Source organism: Mesorhizobium sp. B4-1-3 (assembly GCF_006439355.1).
GTDB lineage: Bacteria > Pseudomonadota > Alphaproteobacteria > Rhizobiales > Rhizobiaceae > Mesorhizobium.
On record NZ_VFTG01000001.1, the window covers coordinates 585024 to 609397 of the forward strand.

19 protein-coding genes are annotated in these 24374 nt (G+C 64.9%); 10 read left to right on the top strand and 9 right to left on the bottom strand.

Annotation, left to right across the window (positions count from 1 at the left end):
• Positions 1–65: 65 nt before the first annotated feature.
• The 3 genes from FJW06_RS02845 to FJW06_RS02855 form a co-directional block, all read right to left on the bottom strand.
• Positions 66–2027: a PAS domain S-box protein gene (locus FJW06_RS02845; RefSeq protein ID WP_246674501.1), complete on the bottom strand. Its 1962-nt coding sequence runs from the start codon at positions 2025–2027 to the stop codon at positions 66–68.
• A gap of 164 nt (positions 2028–2191) precedes the next feature.
• Complete coding sequence (locus FJW06_RS02850) at positions 2192–2830, bottom strand: NrsF family protein (protein ID WP_140747580.1); 639 nt, start codon at positions 2828–2830, stop codon at positions 2192–2194.
• Position 2831: 1 nt separating this feature from the next.
• On the bottom strand, positions 2832–3368 hold the full coding sequence (locus FJW06_RS02855; protein ID WP_140747583.1) for a sigma-70 family RNA polymerase sigma factor: 537 nt from the start codon (positions 3366–3368) through the stop codon (positions 2832–2834).
• A gap of 203 nt (positions 3369–3571) precedes the next feature.
• On the opposite strand from FJW06_RS02855, the gene FJW06_RS02860 reads away from it, so the two are divergent.
• The 3 genes from FJW06_RS02860 to FJW06_RS02870 all read left to right on the top strand — a co-directional run bounded on the left by FJW06_RS02860 (position 3572) and on the right by FJW06_RS02870 (position 7405).
• Positions 3572–4576, top strand: coding sequence for an iron ABC transporter substrate-binding protein (locus tag FJW06_RS02860; RefSeq protein ID WP_140747586.1), 1005 nt, complete (start codon positions 3572–3574; stop codon positions 4574–4576).
• Between the two features lie 223 nt (positions 4577–4799).
• Positions 4800–6326, top strand: coding sequence for an iron ABC transporter permease (locus tag FJW06_RS02865; protein ID WP_246674504.1), 1527 nt, complete (start codon positions 4800–4802; stop codon positions 6324–6326).
• The gene (locus tag FJW06_RS02870) at positions 6323–7405 is read left to right on the top strand and encodes an ABC transporter ATP-binding protein (protein ID WP_140747592.1); all 1083 of its coding nucleotides are present in this window, start codon (positions 6323–6325) and stop codon (positions 7403–7405) included. Before FJW06_RS02865 ends, FJW06_RS02870 begins: the two co-directional genes overlap by 4 nt.
• A gap of 15 nt (positions 7406–7420) precedes the next feature.
• On the opposite strand, the gene FJW06_RS02875 is transcribed toward FJW06_RS02870, so the two are convergent.
• From FJW06_RS02875 to FJW06_RS02895, 5 genes are all read right to left on the bottom strand, one after another.
• Positions 7421–8218: a phosphodiesterase gene (locus FJW06_RS02875; RefSeq protein ID WP_140747595.1), complete on the bottom strand. Its 798-nt coding sequence runs from the start codon at positions 8216–8218 to the stop codon at positions 7421–7423.
• Between the two features lie 45 nt (positions 8219–8263).
• Positions 8264–9364 (bottom strand): sn-glycerol-3-phosphate ABC transporter ATP-binding protein UgpC, encoded by a 1101-nt coding sequence (ugpC, locus tag FJW06_RS02880; RefSeq protein ID WP_140747598.1) that lies wholly within the window; start codon positions 9362–9364, stop codon positions 8264–8266.
• Positions 9365–9375: 11 nt separating this feature from the next.
• Positions 9376–10290, bottom strand: a complete 915-nt coding sequence (locus FJW06_RS02885) for an ABC transporter permease subunit (RefSeq protein ID WP_140747601.1) — start codon at positions 10288–10290, stop codon at positions 9376–9378.
• Positions 10291–10297: 7 nt separating this feature from the next.
• The gene (locus FJW06_RS02890; protein WP_140747604.1) at positions 10298–11182 is read right to left on the bottom strand and encodes an ABC transporter permease subunit; all 885 of its coding nucleotides are present in this window, start codon (positions 11180–11182) and stop codon (positions 10298–10300) included.
• A 165-nt stretch (positions 11183–11347) separates the two neighbouring features.
• The gene (locus tag FJW06_RS02895) at positions 11348–12700 is read right to left on the bottom strand and encodes an extracellular solute-binding protein (protein ID WP_140747607.1); all 1353 of its coding nucleotides are present in this window, start codon (positions 12698–12700) and stop codon (positions 11348–11350) included.
• A 251-nt stretch (positions 12701–12951) separates the two neighbouring features.
• On the opposite strand from FJW06_RS02895, the gene FJW06_RS02900 reads away from it, so the two are divergent.
• Both FJW06_RS02900 and FJW06_RS02905 read left to right on the top strand, forming a co-directional pair.
• Entirely contained in the window at positions 12952–13992 is a 1041-nt protein-coding gene (locus FJW06_RS02900; RefSeq protein ID WP_140747610.1) for an endonuclease/exonuclease/phosphatase family protein, read from the top strand.
• Positions 13993–14156: 164 nt separating this feature from the next.
• A complete protein-coding gene (locus FJW06_RS02905) occupies positions 14157–16637 on the top strand; it encodes an EAL domain-containing protein (protein ID WP_140747613.1) in 2481 nt (826 codons plus the stop codon).
• A 66-nt stretch (positions 16638–16703) separates the two neighbouring features.
• On the opposite strand, the gene FJW06_RS02910 is transcribed toward FJW06_RS02905, so the two are convergent.
• On the bottom strand, positions 16704–17402 hold the full coding sequence (locus FJW06_RS02910; RefSeq protein WP_140747616.1) for a TlpA disulfide reductase family protein: 699 nt from the start codon (positions 17400–17402) through the stop codon (positions 16704–16706).
• A 32-nt stretch (positions 17403–17434) separates the two neighbouring features.
• On the opposite strand from FJW06_RS02910, the gene argH reads away from it, so the two are divergent.
• The 5 genes from argH to FJW06_RS02935 all read left to right on the top strand — a co-directional run bounded on the left by argH (position 17435) and on the right by FJW06_RS02935 (position 24184).
• Positions 17435–18835: an argininosuccinate lyase gene (argH, locus tag FJW06_RS02915; RefSeq protein WP_140747619.1), complete on the top strand. Its 1401-nt coding sequence runs from the start codon at positions 17435–17437 to the stop codon at positions 18833–18835.
• Between the two features lie 128 nt (positions 18836–18963).
• Positions 18964–19170 carry a lipoprotein gene (locus FJW06_RS02920; protein ID WP_140747622.1) on the top strand — a complete coding sequence of 69 codons (207 nt, stop codon included), beginning with the start codon at positions 18964–18966 and terminating at the stop codon, positions 19168–19170.
• Between the two features lie 54 nt (positions 19171–19224).
• Positions 19225–20493, top strand: coding sequence for a diaminopimelate decarboxylase (gene lysA, locus FJW06_RS02925; RefSeq protein WP_140747625.1), 1269 nt, complete (start codon positions 19225–19227; stop codon positions 20491–20493).
• A 29-nt stretch (positions 20494–20522) separates the two neighbouring features.
• Positions 20523–21464 (top strand): threonine/serine dehydratase, encoded by a 942-nt coding sequence (locus FJW06_RS02930; protein WP_140747628.1) that lies wholly within the window; start codon positions 20523–20525, stop codon positions 21462–21464.
• Positions 21465–21577: 113 nt separating this feature from the next.
• Positions 21578–24184 carry a TIGR02302 family protein gene (locus tag FJW06_RS02935; protein ID WP_140747631.1) on the top strand — a complete coding sequence of 869 codons (2607 nt, stop codon included), beginning with the start codon at positions 21578–21580 and terminating at the stop codon, positions 24182–24184.
• Positions 24185–24374: the final 190 nt, after the last annotated feature.

A 24374-nucleotide genomic window follows, 5' to 3' on the forward strand; every position in this document is an offset into this window, starting at 1 on the left:
CTGCTCCACCTCTTTGTCTTACGCAATTCCGGACGGAAAACCGATCACACTTTCCTGGAATTGCTCTAGCTCGCCGCTGCGAGCGGCAAAGGCGTCATGCCCTCTTTCGAAACGACGTCGGGCGCGGCGGAAACGCAGCCGCGGCCGGCCGCCTTGGCGGCATAACAGGCGGCGTCGGCCCGGGCGATGATCTCGTCGACCTCGCCGCAGCCGGCGCGGATCGGCGCAAGCCCGATGCTGGCGCCGATCGGATGCGGACGCCCGTCCCAGCTGAAATTGAGGTTGCGGACGGCATCGATGATCGAGCGCGCCGCGATCGGCCCGCGCTCCCCGGCGCCCGATTTGAGAAGGACGGCGAACTCGTCGCCGCCGAGCCGCGCGACGATGTCTTCCGGACCAAGCACATCGCGAAGGGTGTCGGCCACGCGCTTGAGCAGCGCATCGCCCGCGGCATGGCCGCCGGTATCGTTGACCGCCTTGAAGTGGTCGAGGTCGACGAACATGAACAGATGCTCGCCGCCATGGAGGCGGCACTGGTCGACAAGTTCCTCCATGGTGCGGATGAAGCTCGAGCGGTTGGCGAGCCCGGTCAGCGCGTCATGGGCGGCGGCATAGGCCAGCTGGCGCTGCAGAGCGCGCGCGTCGGTGAAATCCTGGAAGACGATCACCAGGCCGCAGAACTCCTCGCGGTCGTTCATGATGGGCGACACCACCTGGCGGATGCTGCAGCGGGTGTCGTCGCGGCGCACCAGCACCGCTCGCGTGTTCTGGTCGCAATGCGGCCGCTCGTTCGCCGAAGGACGCGAAAGCTCGATTCTGCGCCCGCTCTCCTCATCGGCCACCCAATAGACATGACTGAGCAGCTTGCCCAGCCCCTCGGCGACGTCGACGCCGGTGAGCTTCTCCGCGATCGGATTCATGAAGGTGATGCGGTTGGCGGCATCGGTGCAGATCACCGCGTCGCCGATGGACTGCAGCGTCACCCGGAGCCTCTCTTTCTCGTCGGCCAGCATGGCCGCAGAAATCTTGAGCCGTTCTTCGGCCTGCTTGCGCTCCGTGATGTCGGTCAGGCTGCCGATGGCCCGGATCAGCCGCCCTTCGCCGTCGCGCTCGATCGCCTTGCCGCGATCGAGGATCCAGACCCAGTGGCCATCCCTGTGCCGCATCCGGAACTCGGCCTCGAAGAAGGGCGTCTCGCCGGCAAGATGCGCGCGGTCCGCCTCGGCGACGTGCTCGCGGTCGTCGGGGTGGATCATGGTCAGCCAGCGATCGGGGTCGCCGTCGAGCTCGCCATCGGCATAGCCCAACATCTTCACCCAGGTTTCGGAATAGGTCGTGCCGCCCTTGCCCATATCGAAGCTCCAGACGCCCTGTCCAGCGCTGGTAAGCGCGAAATTCCATCTCGTTTCGGCCTCGGCAATGCGCGCCTCGGCTTGCTTGCGCGCATCGATGTCCTCGATCTGCGACACCAGGTAGAGCGGACGGCCTGTCTCCTCTTCAAGGATGACCGAGCCGGCAAGCTGCGCCCAGACCGGGGTGCCGTCCTTGCGCAAATACCGCTTCTCGAAATGGAAGGAGTGGATCTTGCCTTCCTTCAGGCTCATCATCGTCTCGCGGCCGATCTGCAGGTCGTCGGGATGGGTGATCTGGAAGAAAGTCAACGCCTCGATCTCCGAGCGTGTGTAGCCGAGCATGTCGGCGAAGGCGGGATTGGCCTGAACGATACGCCCGTCCAGGCCGACAATGGCGACGCCGATGGCCGAATCCTCCATGGCCCGGCGGAAGCGCTGCTCGCTCTCGGCGATCTGCCGACGGTCATCGACGATGCGGTGAATGAATAGCGCCGACAAGAATAGCGTCGCGGCCGTGATGGCGATGGAAACCTGCAAGCAGAGCCTCAGCGCACTGGCGCCAAATTCGAGACGCGGCAGCAGGAACGATGCAGCCGTGGCGAGCAGGCCGACTGCCAGCAAACCCTGCCCGGCATGCCTGTCGGCACGAAGCCCTTTCCAGTTCAACCACGTCACGATGCGATCCCACCCAACACGCAACTGCACGTTGCTATGACCTTGGCGGATCGGTTTTAAGGAATGGTTGCGTGGACGGCGGCGATCGCTTCGCTAACCGGCGACAATTGCCGGCATGATTAAGGTACTGTTTCCAACTGTGCCGAAGGATCGCCATACGGCGCCTACCAGCGGACGAAAAACCGCCCGCCAAGCGCGCCGAGCCCCGTAAGGAAGGCGATCGCGATCGTATACCAGGTGGCGACGAAGAGCGGCGAATCGTCGAAGCAATGCGCGGCGTAAAAGGTTGCCGCAAGTCCGCCCGCGAGCAGGCCGGCCACCGCGCCCGCAAGCACCGGGCGTGTCGGCGCGCCATAGCGCAGCATGCCGAGGAATATCGCCAGCGGACCAATACCGATAAGTGGGATGAAGCTCATGCAGATCATCATGTTCGAGCCGATAAGCCGCTTGCCCCAATCGGCCTCGGGCACGACGAAGAGCTCCAGAACCACCGCCAGCACGACCAGAAGCGGCGCGGCGAGCATCCAGGCCATCCTCCGCCTGGTCGAAGCGCCCGGCACCGACAGCGCGCGGATCAGCGCGAAGGCGCTGGCCGCCAGCACCAGCGTGAACACGAATTTCGACATGAAGCGCATCGTGTGCATGGCGGGCATGATGTCGGGGCGTGGCCCGATGGTCGCAAAGAAGACCGCCCCCGCGATTACCACGGCTACGCCGACCGCCAGCCACCAGGCCTTGTCGAGCGGCATCGCCTTGTCCCGGGCGTCGGCGTCGAGCGCCTTGATGAGATCCTCTGTCCTCATGTCACTGTCGTCCAAACCTTTTGGCGATCGCGGCGAGGCCGCGATGCAGCGACACGCGCACCGCGGTTTCGCTGATGCCGAGCTTCGTCGCCGTCTCGCCGATCGAATGGCCGTCGACCGAGATCGACGAGACCACCGAGCGCTGCGCCGGCGGCAGCCCGTCGAGAGCCCGGCTGATGTCGCGCTCGCTCACGGTTTCCGCCTCCGGCTCCGCGAAGATTTCGGCGATCTCGTCGATCTCGACCTCGATGCGCCGTCCGCGCCGACGGAACGCGTCGATCAGCTTGAAGCGGGCGATCGCATAAATCCAGGGCAGCACCGGCGCGTCAGGCCGCCATGTGTGGCGTTTGACATGAATGGCCAGCAAGGTTTCCTGCACGACATCCTCGGGATCGACCCCGCCCTGAACGATCTTGCGCCGGACAAAGCCGCGAACGAGGACGGCGATCCGGTGCAGAAAGTCGGCGTAAGCCCTTTCGTCTCCCGCGATCGCGGCCCTGAGCAGCCGGGAAAGCTCGGCTTCGTCCTTGCCGGTCACAAGAGTTTACCCCCGAAGTTCGCATCTCGGCCCTGGTTTGTTACGTGGCCGGCGAAATAATGTCCAAGCCAAACTGCCGCAAAATCACGAAAGTTTGCGGCAGGGCGACCAATTGAAGCGGCGAACAATCTTGACTACAACAATCAGGTATTGATAGGTGCAGCCGTGCCCGAACCCTTGTTCCCATTTTAAGGACGATGCCTATGAAAATTGCCCTTTCCACGCTTGCCGGCGCCGCCCTGGCGCTTGGCCTGATCGCCGGCCCGGCCATGGCCGAGGATCAAGGCATCATCGTCTACAATGCCCAGCATGAGAGCCTCGCCAAGGAATGGGCGAAAGGTTTCACCAAGGAAACCGGCATCAAGGTGACGTTGCGCAATGGTGGTGACAGTGATTTCTCCAACCAGATCGTCGCCGAAGGCGCGGCCTCGCCGGCCGACGTCTTCCTGACCGAGAACTCGCCGGCCATGGTGCTGGTCGAGGCGGCGGGCCTGTTTGCGCCGGTCGACGCGGAGACCCTCGCCCAGGTTCCGAAGGAATACCAGCCTTCGAGCGGAAAGTGGGTCGGCGTCGCCGCCCGCAGCACCGTCTTCGCCTATAACAAGGACAAGCTCAAGGAAGACCAGTTGCCGAAGTCGCTGCTCGATCTAGCCGATCCGAGCTGGAAGGGCCGCTGGGCCGCCTCGCCGTCGGGCGCCGACTTCCAGGCCATCGTCAGCGCACTGCTTGAGATCAAGGGCGAGGCCGCCACAGCCGGCTGGCTGAAGGCAATGAAGGAGAACGTCACAGCCTACAAGGGCAATTCAACAGTGATGAAGGCGGTCAATGCGGGCGAGATCGATGGCGGCGTGATCTACCACTATTATTATTTCGGCGATCAGGCCAAGACCGGCGAGAACAGCAAGAATGTCGGCCTGCATTATTTCAAGAACCAGGACCCGGGCGCCTTCGTTTCGGTCTCCGGTGGCGGCGTGCTGGCCTCGAGCAAGCATCCCAAGGAAGCCCAGGCCTTCCTGAAGTGGGTGACCGGCAAGGGCGGCCAGGACGTGCTGAAGACCGGGACCTCTTACGAATATGCGGTCGGCAAGGATGCCCAGTCCAACCCGAAGCTGGTGCCGCTGGCCGATCTGGAGGCGCCGAAAGTCGATCCGGCGACGCTCAATTCCAAGAAGGTCATCGACCTGATGACGCAAGCCGGCTTGCTTTAGTTCGCGTTCGTCCTAAAAGGGCGAACGACCGTGCTCCCGCGGCAATTCGCCTTCCGCGGGAGCGTTTTTGTTTGGAGATCGCCTCGTCGATGACAGTCGACTGCGCTTCGTCCCGCCTGAGTGGCACATCGGACCGCTTCCGCCGGCCGGCGGAAGCGACCCGGCGGCGCGCCTGATGCAGTCGGTGATCGACATGACCCCGGCAAGACTGCCGGTGGGCGGGATGAAGAAGCGCCGGTCCATGTCGTGGATCACGCTCGCCGCGGCCTTCGTCTCGCTCATCGCGCTGCTGCCGCTCGGCTTCATCGTCTGGGTCGCGATCCAGACCGGCTGGGTCACGGTGGTGGCGCTGATCTTCCGCCCGCGCGTCGGCGAATTGCTGGTCAACACCGCGCTCCTCGTTGCCGTCGCCGTGCCGATCGCCATCGTGCTCTCAGTGGCGCTGGCCTGGCTGACGGAGCGCAGCGACCTGCCGGGCAACCGCTGGTGGTCCTGGCTGTCGGTCGCGCCGCTCGCTATCCCCGCTTTCGTGCACTCCTACGCCTGGATCAGCTTCGTTCCGGGCCTGCACGGGCTCTGGGCCGGCGTGCTGGTCTCCGTCATCGCCTATTTTCCGTTCCTCTATTTGCCGATCGCGGCCGCGCTGCGCCGGCTCGATCCTGCGCTGGAAGATGCGGCCGCGGCGCTTGGCCTTGGTCCATGGCGGGTTTTCGCGCGCGTCGTGCTGCCGCAGCTGAGGCTCGCCATCTGCGGCGGCTCGCTGCTGGTCGGCCTGCATCTCTTGGCCGAATACGGCCTCTATGTCTTCATCCGTTTCGACACCTTCACCACCGCGATCGTCGACCAGTTCCAGTCGACCTTCAACGGTCCGGCCGCCAACATGCTGGCCGCCGTGCTGGTGGTCTGCTGTCTTTTCCTGCTCGCCCTCGAGGTGATGATCCGCGGCGAGGAACGCTATGCTCGCGTCGGTTCCGGCGCCGCGCGCAAGCAACAACGTGCTCCCCTCGGTCGCGCCACCTTGCCCTGCCTGCTTTTGCCCGCTGGCGTCGCGCTGCTGTCGCTCGGCGTGCCCTTCGTCACGGTCGGCCGCTGGCTGCTTGCCGGGGGCACCGAAGTCTGGCGGTGGGACGAGATCGGCCTGGCGCTCGGCCAGACGCTGTTCCTCGCCATTGCCGGCGCGGTGCTCGCGACAATTGCCGCCATGCCGATGGCCTGGATCTCGATCCGCGCCCCGGGGCCGCTGCAGCGTTTGCTCGAGAGCTGCAATTACATCGTCGGCGCCTTGCCGGGCGTCGTCACCGCGCTGGCGCTGGTGACGATCACCGTGCGCGTCGCGCTGCCGCTCTACCAGACGCTGTTCACCATTCTGTTCGGCTACGCGCTGATGTTCCTGCCGCGCGCGCTGGTCAGCCTGCGCGCCTCGATCGCACAGGCGCCGGTGGAGCTGGAACGCGCCGCTTCCAGCCTCGGCCGGTCGCCGGTCAAGGCGCTGTGGTCGACGACCGTCCGTCTGTCGGCGCCGGGTGCGGCGGCCGGCATGGCCATGGTGGCGCTCGGCATCACCAACGAGCTCACCGCCACCCAGATGCTGGCGCCCAACGGCACCCGCACGCTGGCGATGGCCTTCTGGTCCTATAGCGGCGAGATCGACTACGCCGCCGCCGCCCCTTATGCGCTGATCATGGTGGTGATGTCGTTGCCGATGACCTGGTGGCTCTACATCCAGTCGAAGCGGATGGCCGGACGATGAGCTTTCTCGAACTCAGCGGCGTCGCGAAGAGCTACGGCCCGGTGACGGCGCTTGCAGGCGTCGACCTGACTGTTGAAAGCGGCAGCCGCACCGCGATCGTCGGGCCGTCCGGCTGCGGCAAGACCACCTTGCTCAGGCTGATCGCCGGCTTCGAGGCGCCGGACCGCGGCCGTATCGCGCTAGACGGCAAGGTACTGGCCAATGGCGGCGCCGCCGTGCCGGCGCATCGCCGCGGCATCGGCGTGGTCGCCCAGGATGGCGCCCTCTTCCCGCATCTCAGCATCGCCGACAATATCGGTTTCGGCATGGCGCGCGGCGAAGACAGACGCAACGAGCGCATCGTCGAACTCGCCTACATCGTCGGGTTGGACAAGGCGGTCCTGAAGCGCCGGCCGCATGAATTGTCCGGCGGCCAGCAGCAGCGCGTCGCGCTTGCCCGCGCCATGGCGATGAAGCCGAGGCTGATGCTGCTCGACGAGCCGTTCTCGGCTCTCGATACCGGCTTGCGCGCTTCGATGCGCAAGGCGGTTGCCGAGCTTCTGGAAGAGGCGGGCATCACCACAATCCTGGTCACCCACGACCAGGCCGAAGCACTGTCCTTCGCCAGCCAGGTGGCGGTGATGCGCGACGGCTTGTTTTCGCAGGTCGGCACGCCGCGCGAGCTCTATTTTAAGCCCCGGGACAGGATGGTCGCGGAGTTCCTCGGCGACGCTATCATCGTGCCCGCCAGGATCGCGGACGGATTTGCCGAGTCGCGGCTCGGCCGCATCGCCGTCGACACGAAGGAACGGCGCGATGTCGCGCGCATCATGCTGCGGCCCGAGCAAATCCTGCTTAAGCTCACCTCGCGCGAAGGCATGTCGGGCACGCCGGACATGCTGTTCGGCGAAGTGACGGACTGCGAATTCGCGGGCTCGGTCTGCACCGTCGCGGTGCGTCTGCTCAACAGCCCTGATCCGCCCGATGCGGCCGCGATCGGCAACACGCCGCTCATCCTGCGCAGGACAGGCATGGATGCGCCGGCGATCGGCGAGATCGTGCGCCTCACCGTCACCGGCAAAGCGCATGTGTTTGTCTGAACGCCACGACGGCTTTTAACGAACGCGTTCGCCGGACGCCGGCGACCACAGCGGCCATTGCTCCAGGAAATCGTGGCTGTGGATGACGACGCGCGCGCCGTCGATCAGGATGATCGAATAGGCCGGCGGCGCTTGCTCGACCATCTCGTCGCCGACAAAGTCGAGCATGAAGCGGGCATGAAGGCCGCGCTGAACCGAGAACGGAATGCCGGCGACAGTGCCGGCAATGTCACGGTGGACATGGCCGAAGAAGATGTAGCGGACATTGCCGTGGCGGGTCAGCACATTGATGAGCCGCTGCGGCTCTTCGAGGCCGAGCGGGTCGAGCAGCGTGAGCCCGAGCTCGACCGGCGGATGGTGCAGGAAGATATAGGCCACCCTGCCCGCCGCCTCGGCGAGCCTGGCATCGAGCCAGCCGAGCCGGTGGTCGCACAACTCGCCGGTGACGCGGCCTTCCGCCAGACTGTCGAGGAAAATGAGCCGCCCTTCCGGCGTGTCGAAAACCGACTGCGCGAAGCCGTTGTCGTCGGTTCCATTTTCCGGGAAGGCGGCGATGAGATTGGCGCGCCGGTCGTGGTTTCCGGGCAGCAGCCGGTAGGGCACGGTGAGCCGGCTCAGCGCAGCCTTCAGGTCGGCGTAGCTCTCGGCCTCTCCGTCATCGGTCAGGTCGCCCGTGAAGATGCAGAGCGTCGCATCGCTGTGACGTCGATTGATATGATCGATGCATCGATCGAGGCGCTCGTTCAAGTTCGCGCCATAGCGCATCTCGCGCCGACGACCGAGATGGACGTCGGTGACCTGGATTATTTTCATGCGTGAACCCTCAATCAGTTCTGTCGAAATCGCGGGAAGGATCGCCTACAGCGCCGGTTCCGGCACCGAAGCCTTGAACACGTCAAGCCTGCCGCCTGTCTCCGAGGAGAAGAAATGCAGGTCCGCTTCGGCGAACTGCAGGCCGACCGTGCTGCCCGGTTCGGGATGGACAATCTCGGACGTCACGATGGAGAACGGCGCGCCGTCGAGATCGACATAGATGACGCGGCCCGCTCCCAATTCCTCGATGAGGTCGACGGTCGCCGCGAGCGCTCCGGGCGTGCCCGGCGCCACCATGCGCACCGCCTCCGGCCGGATGCCGACCGCAACCTTCGAGCCCACGGCAAGGCCCGTGCGCGACACGTTGAGCATGCGGCTGTCGCCGAGCAGCGACAGCCCGTCGAGCGTGACAGTGCCTTCGAGCATGTTCATCGCCGGCGCGCCGACGAAGGTCGCCACGAAGCGGCTTGCCGGCCGGCTATAGACTTCGGCCGGCGTGCCGACCTGCTCGACACGTCCGCCATTCATCACCACCAGCCGGTCGGCCAGCGTCATGGCCTCGACCTGGTCATGCGTGACGAAGACCGAGGTGGCGCTGAGGCGCCGGTGCAGCTTGCGGATCTCGGAGCGCATCTGCACGCGCAGCTTGGCGTCGAGGTTGGAGAGCGGCTCGTCGAAGAGGAACACCTTCGGTTCGCGGATCATGGCACGGCCCATCGCGACGCGCTGGCGCTGGCCCCCGGAGAGCGCCATCGGCTTGCGGTCAAGCAGGTGCTCCAGCTCCAGGACGCGCGCCACCGCCTGGACGCGCTGGGCGCGTTCGGCTGACGGAACGCCTGCCACCTTCAGCGAATAGCCGATGTTCTGCGCCACGCTCATATGGGGGTAGAGCGCGTAGTTCTGGAACACCATGGCGCAGCCGCGCTCGCGTGGCTCGAGCTTGTTGACCACCTTGCCGTCGATCGCGATCGTGCCGGCGGAAATCTCTTCCAGCCCTGCGATCATCCTGAGCAGCGTGGACTTGCCGCAGCCGGACGGCCCCAGGATGACGACGAATTCGCCCGACGCGAAATCGAGGTCGACCCCGTGCACGACCTGCGTCTTGGCATAGTTCTTCTTGACGCCGCGGATGGTGATGGAGGCCATTTCCCGTCTTCCTATTTTTCGGTGGCGATCAGGCCGCGCACGAACCAGCGCTGCATCAGCACCACCACGATCAGCGGCGGCAGCATGACGATCAGCGTGCCGGCCATGGCGATGTGCCATTCCGGCGCGCCGCCGACATTGGGGATGAGCTGCTTCAGCTCTGTCACCGCCATCGCGTGCGACTGGTCGGTGGTGATAAGCAGCGGCCACAGATACTGATTCCAGGCCCACAGGAACATGATGGTGCCGAGCGCCGCCATGTTGTTGCGCGACAACGGCAGAAGGATATCGACGAAGAAGCGCAGCGCGCCGGCCCCGTCCATGCGCGCCGCCTCGGTCAATTCGTCCGGCACGGTCAGGAAGAACTGCCGGTAAAGGAAGGTACCGGTGGCGGTGGCGACCAGCGGCAGGATCAGGCCGCTATAGGAATTGAGCAATCCCAGGCTGAGCTGGACCTGAACCCCCGAAATCTTCTGGATCAGCCAGGAAAGCCCCGTCAGGTCCATGATCGTCTGATAGGGATCGAGCACGTTGGCGACCACCGCGTAGGTCGGCACGATGCGCACTTCGAGCGGCAGCATCAGCGTGACGAAGATCAGCCAGAAGATCAGCATGCGGCCGGGATAGCGGAAATAGACGATCGAGAAGGCCGTCAGCGCCGACACGATCACTTTGCCGGCGGCGACGCCGAACGCCATGATGAAGGAGTTGAAGAGCTTCGGGCCGAGATCGGCGGTCGTCCACGCCGTCTTGATATTGACCCAGAAATCGCTGCCCGGCAGCAGCGACATCGGCACGTCGTTGACGTCCTTCAGATTGTGCGAGGCCGCGATCGCCACGATGACGAACGGCGCCACGCAGAATACGAAGCCGGCGAACAGGATGAGATGCGTGAAGAAATTGAGGATCGGGGTGCGTTCGACCATGGCCGCCTCACCGGTAATGCACGCGCCGCTCGATGAAGCGGAACTGGACGATGGTGAGGGCGATGATCAAGAGCATCAGGATGATGCTCTGCGCGGCGGCGCCCGAATAATCCAGGCCTTTGAAGCCGTCGGAGTAGATCTTGTAGACCATCAGGTTGGTGGCGTTGGCCGGCCCGCCTGCGGTCATGATGTCGACGATGCCAAAGGAGTCCTGGAAGCTCTCGGTGATGTTGATGACCAGCAGGAAGAAGATCGTCGGCGTGATCAGCGGGAACTGGATGTCCCAGAAGCGCCGGATGACGCCGGAGCCGTCCATCGCCGCCGCCTCGATCAGCGAGCGCGGGATCGCCTGGAAGGCGGCGAGGAAGAAGATGAAATTGTAGCCGACATATTTCCAGGAAAAGGCGATGATGATCGAGGCCATCGCATCGGCGCCATCCAGGCCTGGGTCCCAGAAGCCCGGCCAGACCTTGTTGACGACAGCCATGAAGCCGGCCTCCGGCGCCAGGATGAAACGAAACGCCAGCGCCAGAGCCGGCGCTGCGATGCCATAGGGCCAGATCAGCACGACGCGATAGAGCGATGAGCCGGCGAGTTGCCGGTCGGTCAAGGCAGCGAGCACCAAAGCGATGACCATCGCAAGGCCGGTGCTGATGCCGGCGAAGATCATGCTGGCGGTTATGGAATTCCAGTAGTCGGCATTGGCGAGGATCGAGCGGAAATTGTCGAGCCCGACCCAGATGTTGCCGCCGCCCCAGGGCTGCTGCAGCGTCAGCGACCAGTAAACCGCCTGGCCAGCCGGCCAGTAGAAGAAGGTGAAGATCAGGATGAGCTGCGGCACCGCGAACAGGATGCCGATCGTCCATCTGCCGAAAGTGACGCGCTTTTCCATCGATCCGCCGATGTCGTTGAACCGCCAGCCCGCTTTCTTGGCGCAAGACTAGAGCATGTCTCCCGAAAGTGGAAACCGGTTCGGGACAAAGACATGCACGGAATCAAAACTATATGAAATGGCCGCCCGTCGATTCCCGGCGGGCGGCCGCTCCAACATCCGGGATCAGGGCAGGGTCTTACCCGGATAGGTCTGCTGGAAGCGCTCGAGTATGGCGTCGCCATTCTTGACCAGCGTGTCGAGGCCTTCCTGGACGCTGACCTTGTTGGCGAAGATCGCCTGCATCTGGGTGCCGAATTCGGCGCGGATCTGGGTGAAATTGCCGAGCCGGACCCCGCGGGTGATCTCGGTCGGCTCCGACGCGGTCAGACTCTCGATCGCCACTTCACGGCCCTTGTACGGCGCCTTGTCGTAGAAGCCGTTGGACTTCATGAAATCAAAGCCCGACTTCGTCACGGGGATGTAGCCGGTGTTGGTCGACCAGAACAAAGCGGTCTTGGGATCGTGGATGAAGTTGAGGAAAGCGGCCGCCCCCTTGTATTCGGCATCCGACTTGCCCGACAGCACCCACAGCGAAGCGCCGCCGACCAGCGAGTTCTTGCGCTCGGTGCCGGCATAGACCGGCAGCTCGGCGACGTCCCAGTTCATGCCTTCCTTCTGGGTGCGGCCGACCGTGCCGTGGTCGCCGACCGAGGTCAGGATGAGCTGGCAGGTGCCGGTGGCGAAGGCCTGCACCATGTCCTGGCCGAGATCCTTCGACTTGATCTTGATCAGGCCGGCGTCATACCACTTCTTGAGGTCCGTGACGTACTGGACGAATTTGGTCTTGTTGACTTCCAGACGAGCGTCGAGACCATCATAGCCGTTGTTCTTGGTGGCGATCGGCTGATTGTGCAGCGCCGAGAACTGCTCCATCAGCTGCCAGCTCTCATTGGCCGAGATGTTGATCGCCATCGGGCAATCATAGCCGGCGTCCTTCAGCGCCTTGAGGTCGGCGCCGACATCTTCCCAGGTCTTCGGCGCCTCGGTCTTGCCGATCTTGGCGAAGGCGTCCTTGTTCCAGTACATCAGCGCCGTCGAGGAGTTGAACGGGAAGGACAGCATCTCACCCTTCGAGGTCGCGTAATAGCGCGCGATGCCCGGGAAATAATCGCTATAGTCGATCTTATAGCCGTTCTCCTCCATCAGCTTGTCGGCGGGCTTGTAGGCGCCCGACAGCATCATGGTGGCGGTGCCGACGTCATAGACCTGAACGACGGTGGGCTGCTTGCCGGCGCGGAAGGCGGCGATCGTGTTCTGCAGCGTGGCGTCGTAATTGCCCTGGCTGGTGCAGACGACCTCGTAGTCCTTCTGGGAGTCGTTGAAGTTCTTGCACAGCGTGTCGACGACGCGGGCGAGATCGCCCGAAAGACCGAACCAGAAATCGAATTTGACCGGCTCGGCGAAAGCAGGAACCGCGAGCGCGGTGCTGAGCGCGCCGGCGGCAAGGGCAGCGAAGCCCCGCTTGATGATCGTCATGGTTTTTCCCTCTTGAATGGCAGTGTGACAAGGTTTTGCGCAAGTCCTTGCCCGCTCTCATAGAGAAGGTATGTGACAGTTCTGTTGTGGCCCCTTGACCGGCAAGCGGCCTCTGTGGACAGCCGGTCTCCCCTCCCCTGGCAGCGGTCGCGCCGGCATGAAAACGTCACATCGGCGCTCTAGAGAACTAGGGCACGCCCAAGCGGCGAAAAGACCTCTTTGATTAACCGACTAACTGAATGAGAAGAGACATGCTGGTTCCGCAGCTCACGCACGTGCCTGTCGACGTCCGCAACGCCATGCGGGACGGACAGCGCGACAGCGCCACTCATTTGCGCCACGCGGCCGCCGTTCCAGCGCTCGGCGAGATCGAGATCGGCGGCAAGGCTTCGCGCGAGAGCGCCGGCGAGAGCCTCACCGTCATGGCCTGGAACGTCGAACGGCTGCGTCACGTCGATGCTATCGCCGCAACGATCGCCGGCCAGGCGCCGCACGTCGTGCTGCTGTCCGAGGTCGACAAGGGCATGGCGCGCTCCGGCAACGGCCATCTTTTGAGCCGGCTTGCCGATCGTCTTGGCCATTCCTACGCCTATGGCGTCGAGTTCCTCGAACTCGGCACCGGCAATGAGGCCGAGCAGGCGGCAAATGGCGGCGCCGAGAACATCGAGGGCTTCCACGGCAACGCCATAACCAGCGCCGTCCCGCTGCTGCGGCCCTTCCTCGTTCGCCTGGACGCCGCCGGCGCCTGGTTCCTGCCGGAGCACGGCCAGCCCCGGATTGGCGGCCGCATGGCGCTCGGCGGCCAGGTGATGGTCGGTGACCGCCGGGTCACCGTCGTTTCGGTGCATCTCGAGAACCGCACCAATCCCGCCGGCCGCGCCGACCAGACGCGCCACCTGCTCGATGCCATCGACAGATATGACGCGGAAGCACCGGTGCTGATCGGCGGCGATTTCAACACGCTGACCGCGACCTATGAAGAGCGTCACGCCGATCCGGCCGCATGGCAGGCCCGCATTGCCGCCGAACCGGACCGGCTGATGTGCCCCGACCGCCACGAGCCCCTCTTCGGCATCATGGCCGGGCACGGCTACGATTGGCGCGACGCCAACGCGTTCGACAGGCCGACCCAGCGGCGCGTGGCGGGCGACGCCACACCCGCCGGCCACATCGACTGGTTCTTTACCCGCGGCCTCGTGGCAAGCGCGCCGGCGACGCTGCCGGCGGTGCTGCCGGACGGCAGCCCGAGTGCCGACCACGAGGCGCTGGTGGTCAAGGTGCGGGTGAAGTGACGGCCGCCCCGATCAACCCAGACCAGGCCGACCCGCCGCATAGCCTCGAGAAATACAACCTGGAAAGCACGCTCAGGTTGCAGGCGACATAATCGATTCTTCAGTCGCCGGGTCCTAATCAATCTCATTGCCTTGATTGATGCGGGTAGATCAGGTGAAGCAAGATGTTGACCGTCTATAATTGTATCGTGAACGAGCACGATCTGAGACTGGTGGCACTGGCCGCGCTCATTTGCGCGATCTCGTCTTTTTCCGCCGTTAATCTTCTTCGTCACGTCGAGCAATCGGCCAGCCGAAACCGTCATGCCTGGCTGCTGATTGCCGCCGCCTCGACCGGGTTCGGCATCTGGGCGACGCATTTCATCGCCATGATCGCCTTCACGCCGGGAATACCCAACGCCTACAACGCCGAGCTTTCGGTCGCTTCGCTGGCCGTTTCCGTTCTTCTGACGGCCGCCGGCATGTGGATCGCGACCGTGCGCGGCGGCATCGACCACTATCTCGTGGGTGGCGCCGTGCTCGGCATCGGCATCGCGGCCATGCACTATACCGGCATGGCGGCTTTCGAGGTCGAAGGCCGGATCGTCTGGAACCAGCTGCTGGTTGCCGCCTCGCTTGGCTTGGGCATAGCGCTTGCCGCGCTGTCGCTGCTTGTGGTGCTTCGCTGGCCGTCGACCCTGGCGACGGTTCTCGGCGCCGTCATGCTGACGCTGGCGATCTGCACGTTGCATTTCATCGCCATGGCCGCCGTCTCGATCTATCCGGATTCTTCGATCGAGATCTCGAAATTCACGATAGCGCCGATGTCGCAGGCTTTCGCCGCCGCTGCGGCAAGCCTGATCATCCTGGTGCTGTCGGCCACGGCGCTGCGGATCGATCTGCGCTTCCGTCGCCACAGGGTCGAGGCGGAACGCATGCATGGCCTTGCCAATGCCGCCGTCGAAGGCCTCATCGTCTGCGACGGCAACCGCATCGTCAGCGCCAATGACAGCATAGCGGCGCTGAGTGGCATCGCCGCCGGCACGCTGAACACGATGACGCTGGACGACCTGTTCGGCGAACGGATTGCGTCGGCCCTCACCGCCGGCAGCGGACGGGCGCAGGAAGCCGACCTGCGCAGCCGGGACGACAACCGGATACCGGTGGAGCTGATCGCCAGGGGCATCGACTATTGCGGCAAGCCGCATCTGGTCGTGGCCGTCCGCGATATTCGCGAACGCAGGAAGGCCGAGCAGGAGATCATGCGGCTCGCGCATTACGACCCGCTCACCGGGCTGGCCAATCGCCGCAGCTTCACCGCCCGGCTGGAAGCTGAGATCGCCGCGTCGGCGGAAGCCGGCAAAAGCGCCGGCAAGGGCGGCCAATTGGCGCTCATGCTGCTCGACCTCGACCGGTTCAAGGAAGTGAACGACCTCTATGGCCATGCCGCCGGCGACGCCGTGCTGCAGAAGGTGGCCCACTGCGCCGCCAGCGTGCTGCGCCATGGCCAGATGCTGGCCCGGCTCGGCGGCGACGAATTCGCCATCATCGCCCCCAATCTTCCCGACCCGCGGGCCGCCGGCCGCATTGCCGAAGCGGTGCTTTCGGCGCTGCGCCAGGAAAACCGGCTGTCGCAGGGCGGCATGGTGTCGACCAGCATCGGCATCGCGCTTTACCCGCTCGACGCCGACGAACAGGCGGCGCTGGTCAGCCATGCCGACACCGCGCTCTATCGCGCGAAGGCCGAAGGCAAGGATACCTTCCGCTATTTCGAGGCCTCGATGGGCGCGGAGGCGCGCGACCGGCGCAGCCTGGAGCAGGACCTGCGCCAGGCCGTGGCGCGCGGCGAATTTCGGCTCGTCTACCAGCCGCAGAAGGAAATCAGCAGCGGCAGGATGATCGGCTTCGAAGCCCTGCTGCGCTGGCAGCATCCCGAACGCGGCGAAGTTCCGCCCTCGGTGTTCATCCCGGTGGCCGAGGATGGCGGGTCGATCGCCCAGATCGGCGAGTGGGTGCTGGCGGCGGCCTGCAAGGAAGCCGCGGCCTGGAAGAACCCGCTGACGGTCGCCGTCAACGTCTCGGCGGTGCAGCTCCACAATCTCGATTTCAGTCGCAAGGTGCATGAGGTGCTGCTGCGCACCGGCCTGGCGGCGAGCAGGCTCGAGCTGGAGATCACCGAGACGGCGCTGGTGAAGGACATGCCGCGCGCGCTGGCCACCTTGCGCCAAATCAAGGCGCTCGGCGTACGCGTGGCGATGGACGATTTCGGCACCGGCTATTCGTCGCTGTCCAACCTGCGCGCCTTCCCCTTCGACAAGATCAAGATCGACGGCTCCTTCATCAAGTCGGTCGACCGCAACGGCCAGGTCGCGACCATCGTGCGCGCCGTGCTCGGCCTGGGGCGCGGCCTCGGCCTGCCGGTCCTGGCCGAAGGCGTCGAGACGCTGGACGAGTTGCGCTTCCTCGACGCCGAGGACTGCGACATCGGCCAGGGATATTTTCTGGGCAGGCCCGGCCCGATAGAGGCCTTCGCCGAACTGACGGGTGTTCGGGCGGCCGATGACGGCGTCCAGGAAGATGCCGGCAGGGCAACCGCCAAGGTCGAAAGAGCCCAGGGCGGCAGTATCTTGATGGTGCAGCCGGCCGCGGCCGCACGTTCAGTCTAAGCAATTCCAGGAAAAATGCGTAGCGGTTTTCCGTCCGGAATTGCGTCAATGCAAAAGACTACACGATCACGGCGCGAGCGCCGCTTCCACCAGCCGCTTGGCGTCCGGGCTCGACCATTCGGCCGGGCCGTTCATATGCGCGATCAGGCAGCCTTCGCCGTCGATCAGCATGGTGACGGGAAGCCCAAGCGCCAGGCCGCGCGTCTTCGCCTCGTTGAACAGCGCGATCGTCGGATCGCGGTAGAAGCCGAGCGTCTCGACGCCGATCTCCTTGAGGAACTTCTTCGGCTTGGTATCGTCGCCGGTGTCGACATTGACCGCAATCACCTCGAAGTCCTTGCCGCCCTTCTCCTTCTGCAGCGCATCGAGCGCCGGCATCTCGGCGCGGCATGGAGCGCACCATGTCGCCCAGAGATTGAGCAGCACCGTCTTGCCGGCATGGTCGGTGATCGACGTCGGCTTGCCGTCGGGACCGTTGAAGGCAAGGCTCTTCAGCGACTGCGGCGGATCGGCGGGCTGCAGGGCCGCGACTTGGCCGACGGCCTTCGCCGCGATGGTCTTGGCGCGCGCCGCCTTGGCCGCGCAGGCGGCGTCGTCCCCCCCGGCGTCGCCCTTGCCGGAGGCCGCGGCGACCTTCTCGGGAGCGTTGTTGCCAGAACCGCTCTCGCTGACATATACCGCGACCGCGCCGGCCAGCACGCCCGCCACCAAAGCGGCAAGGACGAGGCGCGTAGCCGGAAAAAAGAACCTATTGCCGTCTGCCATTTCAAAACTGCTCCGGAGCACGGGTTATAGCGATGAGCGACAAGAAGGCCAGCAACCAGATGTGGGGCGGACGTTTTGCCTCGGGTCCGGCCGGGATCATGGAAGCGATCAACGCGTCGATCGGCTTCGATCGCAAGCTCTATGCGCAGGACATAAGCGGATCGATCGCCCATAGCGAGATGTTGGCTGAAACGGGCATTATTTCGGCGGCCGATCAAGAAAAAATCGCTCACGGGCTGAACACGATCCTGAAAGAGATCGAGGCCGGCACGTTCGAATTCTCGACCAGGCTGGAAGACATCCACATGAATGTGGAAGCCCGCCTTGCCGACCTGATCGGCTCGGCGGCCGGTCGCCTGCACACCGCGCGCTCGCGCAACGACCAGGTGGCGGTCGACCTCAGGCTCTGGGTCAAGCAGGAATGCCAGCGCGTCGCCCTGGCGCTGAAGGACCTGATCGCCGCGTTCCTCGAACGCGCCGAGGAGCACGCGGCGACCGTCATGCCTGGCTTCACCCATATGCAGGCTGCGCAGCCCGTGACCTTCGGCCACCATTGCATGGCCTATGTCGAGATGTTCGGCCGCGACCTCTCGCGCGTCCGCGACGCGATCGAGCGCATGGATGAAAGCCCGCTGGGCGCGGCGGCCCTTGCCGGCACCAGCTTTTCCATCGACCGCCATATGACGGCGAAGGCGCTGGGTTTCCGCGAGCCGACGCGCAATTCGCTGGACAGCGTCTCGGACCGCGATTTCGCGCTCGAGTTCCTGAGCCTTGCCGCGATCTGCGCGACGCACCTCTCCAGGCTCGCCGAGGAGATCATCATCTGGTCGACGCCGCAATTCGGCTTCATCCGCCTGTCGGATTCCTTCTCCACCGGCTCCTCGATCATGCCGCAGAAGAAGAACCCGGACGCCGCCGAGCTTGTGCGCGGCAAGACCGGCCGCGTCAACGGCCATCTCGTCGGCCTGCTGACCGTGATGAAGGGCATGCCGCTGACCTATGGCAAGGACATGCAGGAAGACAAGGAAGCGGTCTTCGACGCCGCCGAGACGCTCGACCTGATGCTGGCGGCGACCGCCGGCATGGTGCGCGACATGACCGTCAACGCCGCCGCCATGAAGAAGGCCGCAGGCGCCGGTCACGCCACCGCAACCGATCTTGCCGACTGGCTGGTGCGCAATCTGGGCCTGCCCTTCCGCGAGGCGCATCACGTCACCGGCCGCGCCGTGGCGCTTGCCGAGGAGAAGAAGGTCTCGCTGGAGAAGCTCTCGCTGGACGATCTGCGCTCGATCCATCCCGGCATCACCGACGCCGTCTTCTCGGTGCTTGCCGTGCAGAATTCGGTGAAGAGCCGGGTGAGCTTCGGCGGCACCGCGCCGTCGGAAGTGCGTAAGCAGATCCGCTACTGGAAGAAGCGGCTCGCCAAGGCTTGATGCATGTCGCCTAGAAGTGTGCAGCGGTTCTGGGACAACGACATGCATGAAAACAAATGCCGGGATGCAAAGCGCTGAGAACTCGGCTAAAAGCGCAGCACAATAATCAGTTTCAAACGGATGGATCGATGACCCGTAGCAGGATTTTGGTGACGCTGGCGCTGCTGGCGGCGGTTGTCTCCGTCACGGCCTGCGGCAGGAAGACCGGCCTCGACACGCCCTACGAGGCAGCGGTGCAGGCGCGCAAGGATGCGGAAAAAGCCAAGCAGCCGGTGCCGCCCGAGCCGGAAAAACCGGTCAAGGACAGGAAATTCATCCTCGATCCCCTGCTCTAGAGCCGGTGGGATCGATCCGATCTCATCCTACTCCAACTACCGGAACCGAACCTCGTGAACCATTTCGATTACCGCGACGGCGTGCTGCATGCCGAGGACGTCGCGATCCCCGACATCGCAGCCGCGGTCGGCGCGCCCTTCTATTGCTATTCGACGGCGACGCTGACCCGGCATTTCCGGGTCTTCACGGAGGCCTTCGCCGGCCTCGACTCGCTCGTCTGCTATGCCATGAAGGCGAACTCCAACCAGGCCGTGCTGAGGACGCTGGCAAAGCAGGGCGCCGGCGCCGACGTGGTGTCGGAAGGCGAACTGCGCCGCGCCTTGGCCGCCGGCATCCCCGCCGGCAAGATCCTGTTTTCCGGCGTCGGCAAGACGGCCCGCGAGATGGACTTCGCGCTTTCGTCCGAGATCCTTTGCTTCAACGTCGAATCCGAGCCTGAGCTGGAATTGCTGTCGGCGCGCGCGACCGCGCTCGGCAAGGTGGCGCCGATCTCGCTGCGCATCAACCCGGATGTCGATGCGAGAACCCACAAGAAGATTTCGACCGGCAAGGCCGAGAACAAGTTCGGCATTCCCTGGCAGCGCGCGCGGCAGGTCTATGCCCGTGCCGCGCAACTGCCGGGCATCAAGGTGACCGGCATCGATACCCATATCGGCAGCCAGATCACCGAATTGCAGCCCTTCGACGATGCCTTTGCGCTGCTTGTCGAACTGGTCGGCGCGCTGCGCGCCGACGGACATGCGATCGAGCATGTCGATCTCGGCGGCGGCCTCGGCATTCCCTACCGTGTCGACAACAGCCCGCCGCCTTTGCCCGACGCCTATGCCGAGATCGTCAGGAAGCACGTCACCAGGCTTGACCTCAAGGTGATGTTCGAGCCTGGCCGGCTGATCGTCGGCAATGCCGGCATCCTAGTGTCCGAGGTGATCTATGTGAAGGAAGGCGACGCCAGGAACTTCCTTATCGTCGACGCTGCTATGAACGACCTGATCCGGCCGACGCTCTATGACGCCTTCCACGACATCAGGCCGGTGGTGCAGCCGCCCGCCTCCACGCCGCGCATGAAGGTCGACGTCGTCGGCCCGGTCTGCGAGACCGGCGACTTCATCGGCCTGGACCGCGACCTGCCGAAGCTGAAGGCCGGCGACCTGATCGCCGTTTCGACAGCCGGCGCCTACGGCGCGGTGCAGGCCGGCACCTACAACACCAGGCTTCTAGTGCCGGAGGTGCTAGTCGACGGCGACCGCTTCCATGTCGTACGGCCGCGCCAGACCTATGAGGACCTGATCGGCCTGGATTCGGTCCCCGACTGGCTGAAGTAACCCAGGCGGCGCGCCTTAAGGAGCTAGCCATGCTGGAAAAAAACACGATCACGCGCGAGCGCATCGCCGCAGTCGAGCCGCGCATCCGTCCCTATGTGCGCCATACGCCGGTCATGCGCGTCGACATGGCGGATTTCGGCCGGCCCGCCTTTCCGGTAGACCTGAAGCTCGAATGCCTGCAGCATTCCGGCTCGTTCAAGGCGCGCGGCGCCTTCACCAATCTGCTCGAGCGCCAGGTGCCCGAAGCCGGCGTGGTCGCCGCTTCCGGCGGCAATCATGGTGCGGCTGTCGCTTACGCTGCCATGAAGCTCGGCCACAGGGCGACCATCTTCGTGCCCGAGGTCAGCCCACCGGCGAAGCTCGCGCGCATTCGCGGCTATGGGGCCGAATTGGTGGTCGGCGGCGCGCGCTATGCCGAGGCGCTGGCCGCCAGCGAGGATTTCGCGGCCAGGACCGGCGCCTTGCAGGTGCACGCCTTCAACCAGGAGGAAACGCTGCTCGGCCAGGGCACGCTCGGCTTGGAGATCGAAGCCGATTTGCCCGAGATCGACACGCTGCTGGTCGCCGTCGGCGGCGGCGGCCTGATCGGCGGCATCGCCGCATGGTTCGCTGGCCGCATCCGCATCATCGCCATCGAGCCCGAGGGCGCGCCGACGCTTTACCGCGCCTTGGAGGCCGGAGAGCCGGTCGATGCGCCCGCCGAAGGCATTGCCGCCGATTCGCTGGCGCCGAAGCGCGTCGGCGAGATGATGTTCCCGATCGCCGAAGCCTTCGTCGAGCGCTCAATCCTGGTCAGCGACGACGACATCATAGCTGCACAGAAGGCGCTGTGGGACCGCGTGCGAATCATCGCCGAGCCGGGTGGCGCCGCGGCCTTCGCTGCCATGCTTTCCGGGCGCTATGTGCCCTCACAAGACGAGCGCGTGGCGGTCCTGGTCTGCGGTTCCAACACGAATCCGGCCAATTTCTGATCATAACCCGGCCAAACGGCTTCACGTTTTTGGAACCGCCTCGCCTTTGCCGTGTTTGTTGGTATCCTTCTGCTGATGACGTCCGGGCTACCGTGCCCGGATAGGAAGGGCCGATGACCGAACGACCCATTTCCAGCGGCGAACGCGGCCGGGCCGGGCGCCTGGCGCTCAGCCGGTTGGCGACGCGGGCCTCGATACTCTTCGAGCGCGCCTGGCCGCTCGCGCTGCCGCTGTTGATCGTCGTCAGCCTGTTCCTCAGCTTTTCATGGTTCGGCCTGTTCCCGCGCTTGGCCGACGCGGCGCGCATCGGTCTGCTGATCCTGTTCGCGCTGGCGTCGGTCGCGGCGCTCTATCCGCTGCGCTTCTTCCGCTTGCCGTCGGCCGCCGAGATCGACCGCCGCATCGAGGCGGCGAACGAATTGCTGCACAGCCCGGTGCAGGCGCAGACCGACCGGCCGAGCGGGGCCGAGAGCATCTTCTCGCAGGCGTTGTGGCGCGAGCATCAGAAGCGCATGGCCGAGCGGCTTTCGAGCCTCGGCGCCGACCGGCCGCGCACCGGCGTGCCGGATTATGACCGCTGGGGCCTCCGCGCCGTCGCGGGGCTGCTGTTCGTCACCGCTTTGGCCTTTTCCTTCGGTCCCTTCGGCGGCAGGGTCGGCGATGCTTTTGTCGCCCGCGCCGCGCACGATGCTGTGCCGCCGCGCATCGACGCCTGGGTGACGCCGCCCGCCTATACCGGCAAGGCGCCGCTGTTCCTGACCGCCGATGCCAACCAGGCCGTCCAGACCTTTTCCGTTCCGCAGGGCAGCGACGTTTCGCTGCGCGTCACCGGCGGGTCGGGCGAGGAAACGCTGAGCTATGCCGATCAAGGCGGCAACGACCGCGCCATCGAGCCCGCCGCGCCCCCCGTGGCACCCAAAGGGACCGCGCCCGCTGCCGCCAGCCAGACGGCGCCAAACGTCCGCCAGTTCTCCGGCAAGCTGAACACCAACGGCACGCTGACGCTGAAATCCGGCGATAGCGATCTCGGCCACTGGGCCTTTGCGGTCGTCCCCGACAGGCCGCCGACGATCCGCTTCGTCGGCGAGCCGAAGCGCGCCGTCAATGGCGCCATGGAGCTCAATTACCAGATCGACGACGATTACGGCGCGGCCTCCGCCAAGGCCGTTTTCGAATTGTCCGACCCACCAGCCGCGAATGCGCATCCGCTCTATGGCGCGCCCGACATGCCGCTGACCCTGCCGCGGCGCGGCGGCAAGGCGAGCGCGGCCAAGACGACCAAGGACCTGACCGAGCATGTCTGGGCCGGCGGCAACATCAAGCTGACGCTGAGCGTCACCGACGATGCCGGCCACACCGCGACCAGCGAAACCAAAACGCTTGTCATGCCCGAGCGGCCCTTCGCCAATCCGCTGGCCCGCGCGGTGATCGAACAGCGCCGGTTGCTGGCGCTCGACACCAATGCCAAGCCGCGCGTCCTTGACCTGATGGACGCGATCACGCTGCGGCCCGAGGACACGTTCGACAACATGTCGAACTATCTCGCCATCATGAGCGCGCGGAGCCGGCTGAAGCTCTCCGAGAGCGACGACCAGTTGCGCAATGTCGTCTCCTATCTGTGGGAGATCGCGCTCGGCATCGAGGAAGGCAATCTGTCGGCCGCCGAGCGGCGGCTGCGCCAGGCGCAGCAGGCGTTGCAGGACGCCATCAAGAACGGCGCCAGCGATCAGGAGATCGAGAAGGCGATGAAGGAACTGCGCGAGGCGATGAACCAGTTCCTGCAGGAATTCGCCCAGCGCGCGCAGCAGAATCCGAACGCGCCGCAGATGCAGCAGAACGGCCGCGAGCTGCGCCAGAGCGATATCGACCGTATGATGGATCAGATCGAGAATCTGGCCAAATCCGGCGATCGCGACAAGGCGCAGCAGCTTCTCTCCGAGCTGCAGGACATGATGAACAACCTGCAGGCCGGCCGCCAGCAGCCGGGCGGCGAGCAGGATAGCGAGCTGCGCCAACAGATGGACAAGCTTGGCGATATCATGCGCCGCCAACAGGAGATGATGAACGACACCTTCCGCCTCGATCAGATGCAGCGCGGGCAGCGTGGCGAGGGCGGCGAACAGCAGCAGCTTGGCGAGGATGGCGAACAGGGCCAGCCCAATGACCAGCAACGGCCAGGTCCCGGCCAGGACCGCGATCCGCTGGGACGGCCGAAAATGTCGCCGAAGGATTTGGCCGATGCGCTGAAGCAGCTGCAGGAAGGCCAGGGCCAGTTGCAGAGCGAGCTCAACCAGCTGAAGAAGGGGCTGGAGGGCATGGGCATGCAGCCCAATGAAGGCTTCGGCGAGGCCGGCAAGTCGATGGGCGACGCCGAGCAGTCGCTTGGCCAGGGCGATGGCGACCAAGCCGTCGGCCACCAGGGTCGTGCGCTGGAAGCGCTGCGCCGCGGCGCCAAAGACATGATGAAGCAGATGCAGGCCATGCAGGGCGACCAGGGCGGTAGCGAGCAGGGCGGCCGCGAGCAGAATGCCGACCGCGATCCGCTCGGACGGCCGCGCGCCACCAACGGACCGGATGACGGCACCTCGGTCAAGGTTCCCGACGAGATCGACGTGCAGCGCGCCCGCCAGATCCTCGACGCGATCCGCAAGCGGCTCGGCAATGCGCTGAGCCCCGATATCGAGCGCAGCTACCTCGAAAGGCTGCTGGAACTGAAATAGTCTTAGAGCGCCGCTTAGAGCATGATTCCGAAAAGTGGGAACCGTTTTCGGAAAATATCCCGCTCGAACAAAGAGTTGGAGCGGGATGAGGAGTCAACGGACGGCATCCCGCGCTAGGACCAATCGACATTCAGGATTCAGTTCTGCGGTGATGTGTGATTCATGGGTTTCCAGATTCGGTAATCTGGAG

Excerpts from the sequence above, each read along its gene's own strand:
- FJW06_RS02935 (WP_140747631.1), top strand. The coding sequence starts at position 21,578 with ATGACCGAACGACCCATTTCCAGCGGCGAACGCGGCCGGGCCGGGCGC.
- FJW06_RS02865 (WP_246674504.1), top strand. The coding sequence starts at position 4,800 with ATGAAGAAGCGCCGGTCCATGTCGTGGATCACGCTCGCCGCGGCCTTC.
- ugpC (WP_140747598.1), bottom strand. The coding sequence starts at position 9,364 with ATGGCCTCCATCACCATCCGCGGCGTCAAGAAGAACTATGCCAAGACG.
- FJW06_RS02870 (WP_140747592.1), top strand. The coding sequence starts at position 6,323 with ATGAGCTTTCTCGAACTCAGCGGCGTCGCGAAGAGCTACGGCCCGGTG.
- FJW06_RS02860 (WP_140747586.1), top strand. The coding sequence starts at position 3,572 with ATGAAAATTGCCCTTTCCACGCTTGCCGGCGCCGCCCTGGCGCTTGGC.
- FJW06_RS02910 (WP_140747616.1), bottom strand. The coding sequence starts at position 17,402 with ATGGCAGACGGCAATAGGTTCTTTTTTCCGGCTACGCGCCTCGTCCTT.
- FJW06_RS02885 (WP_140747601.1), bottom strand. The coding sequence starts at position 10,290 with ATGGTCGAACGCACCCCGATCCTCAATTTCTTCACGCATCTCATCCTG.
- FJW06_RS02930 (WP_140747628.1), top strand. The coding sequence starts at position 20,523 with ATGCTGGAAAAAAACACGATCACGCGCGAGCGCATCGCCGCAGTCGAG.
- FJW06_RS02900 (WP_140747610.1), top strand. The coding sequence starts at position 12,952 with ATGCTGGTTCCGCAGCTCACGCACGTGCCTGTCGACGTCCGCAACGCC.
- FJW06_RS02850 (WP_140747580.1), bottom strand. The coding sequence starts at position 2,830 with ATGAGGACAGAGGATCTCATCAAGGCGCTCGACGCCGACGCCCGGGAC.
- argH (WP_140747619.1), top strand. The coding sequence starts at position 17,435 with ATGAGCGACAAGAAGGCCAGCAACCAGATGTGGGGCGGACGTTTTGCC.
- FJW06_RS02895 (WP_140747607.1), bottom strand. The coding sequence starts at position 12,700 with ATGACGATCATCAAGCGGGGCTTCGCTGCCCTTGCCGCCGGCGCGCTC.
- FJW06_RS02875 (WP_140747595.1), bottom strand. The coding sequence starts at position 8,218 with ATGAAAATAATCCAGGTCACCGACGTCCATCTCGGTCGTCGGCGCGAG.
- FJW06_RS02890 (WP_140747604.1), bottom strand. The coding sequence starts at position 11,182 with ATGGAAAAGCGCGTCACTTTCGGCAGATGGACGATCGGCATCCTGTTC.
- FJW06_RS02905 (WP_140747613.1), top strand. The coding sequence starts at position 14,157 with ATGTTGACCGTCTATAATTGTATCGTGAACGAGCACGATCTGAGACTG.
- FJW06_RS02920 (WP_140747622.1), top strand. The coding sequence starts at position 18,964 with ATGACCCGTAGCAGGATTTTGGTGACGCTGGCGCTGCTGGCGGCGGTT.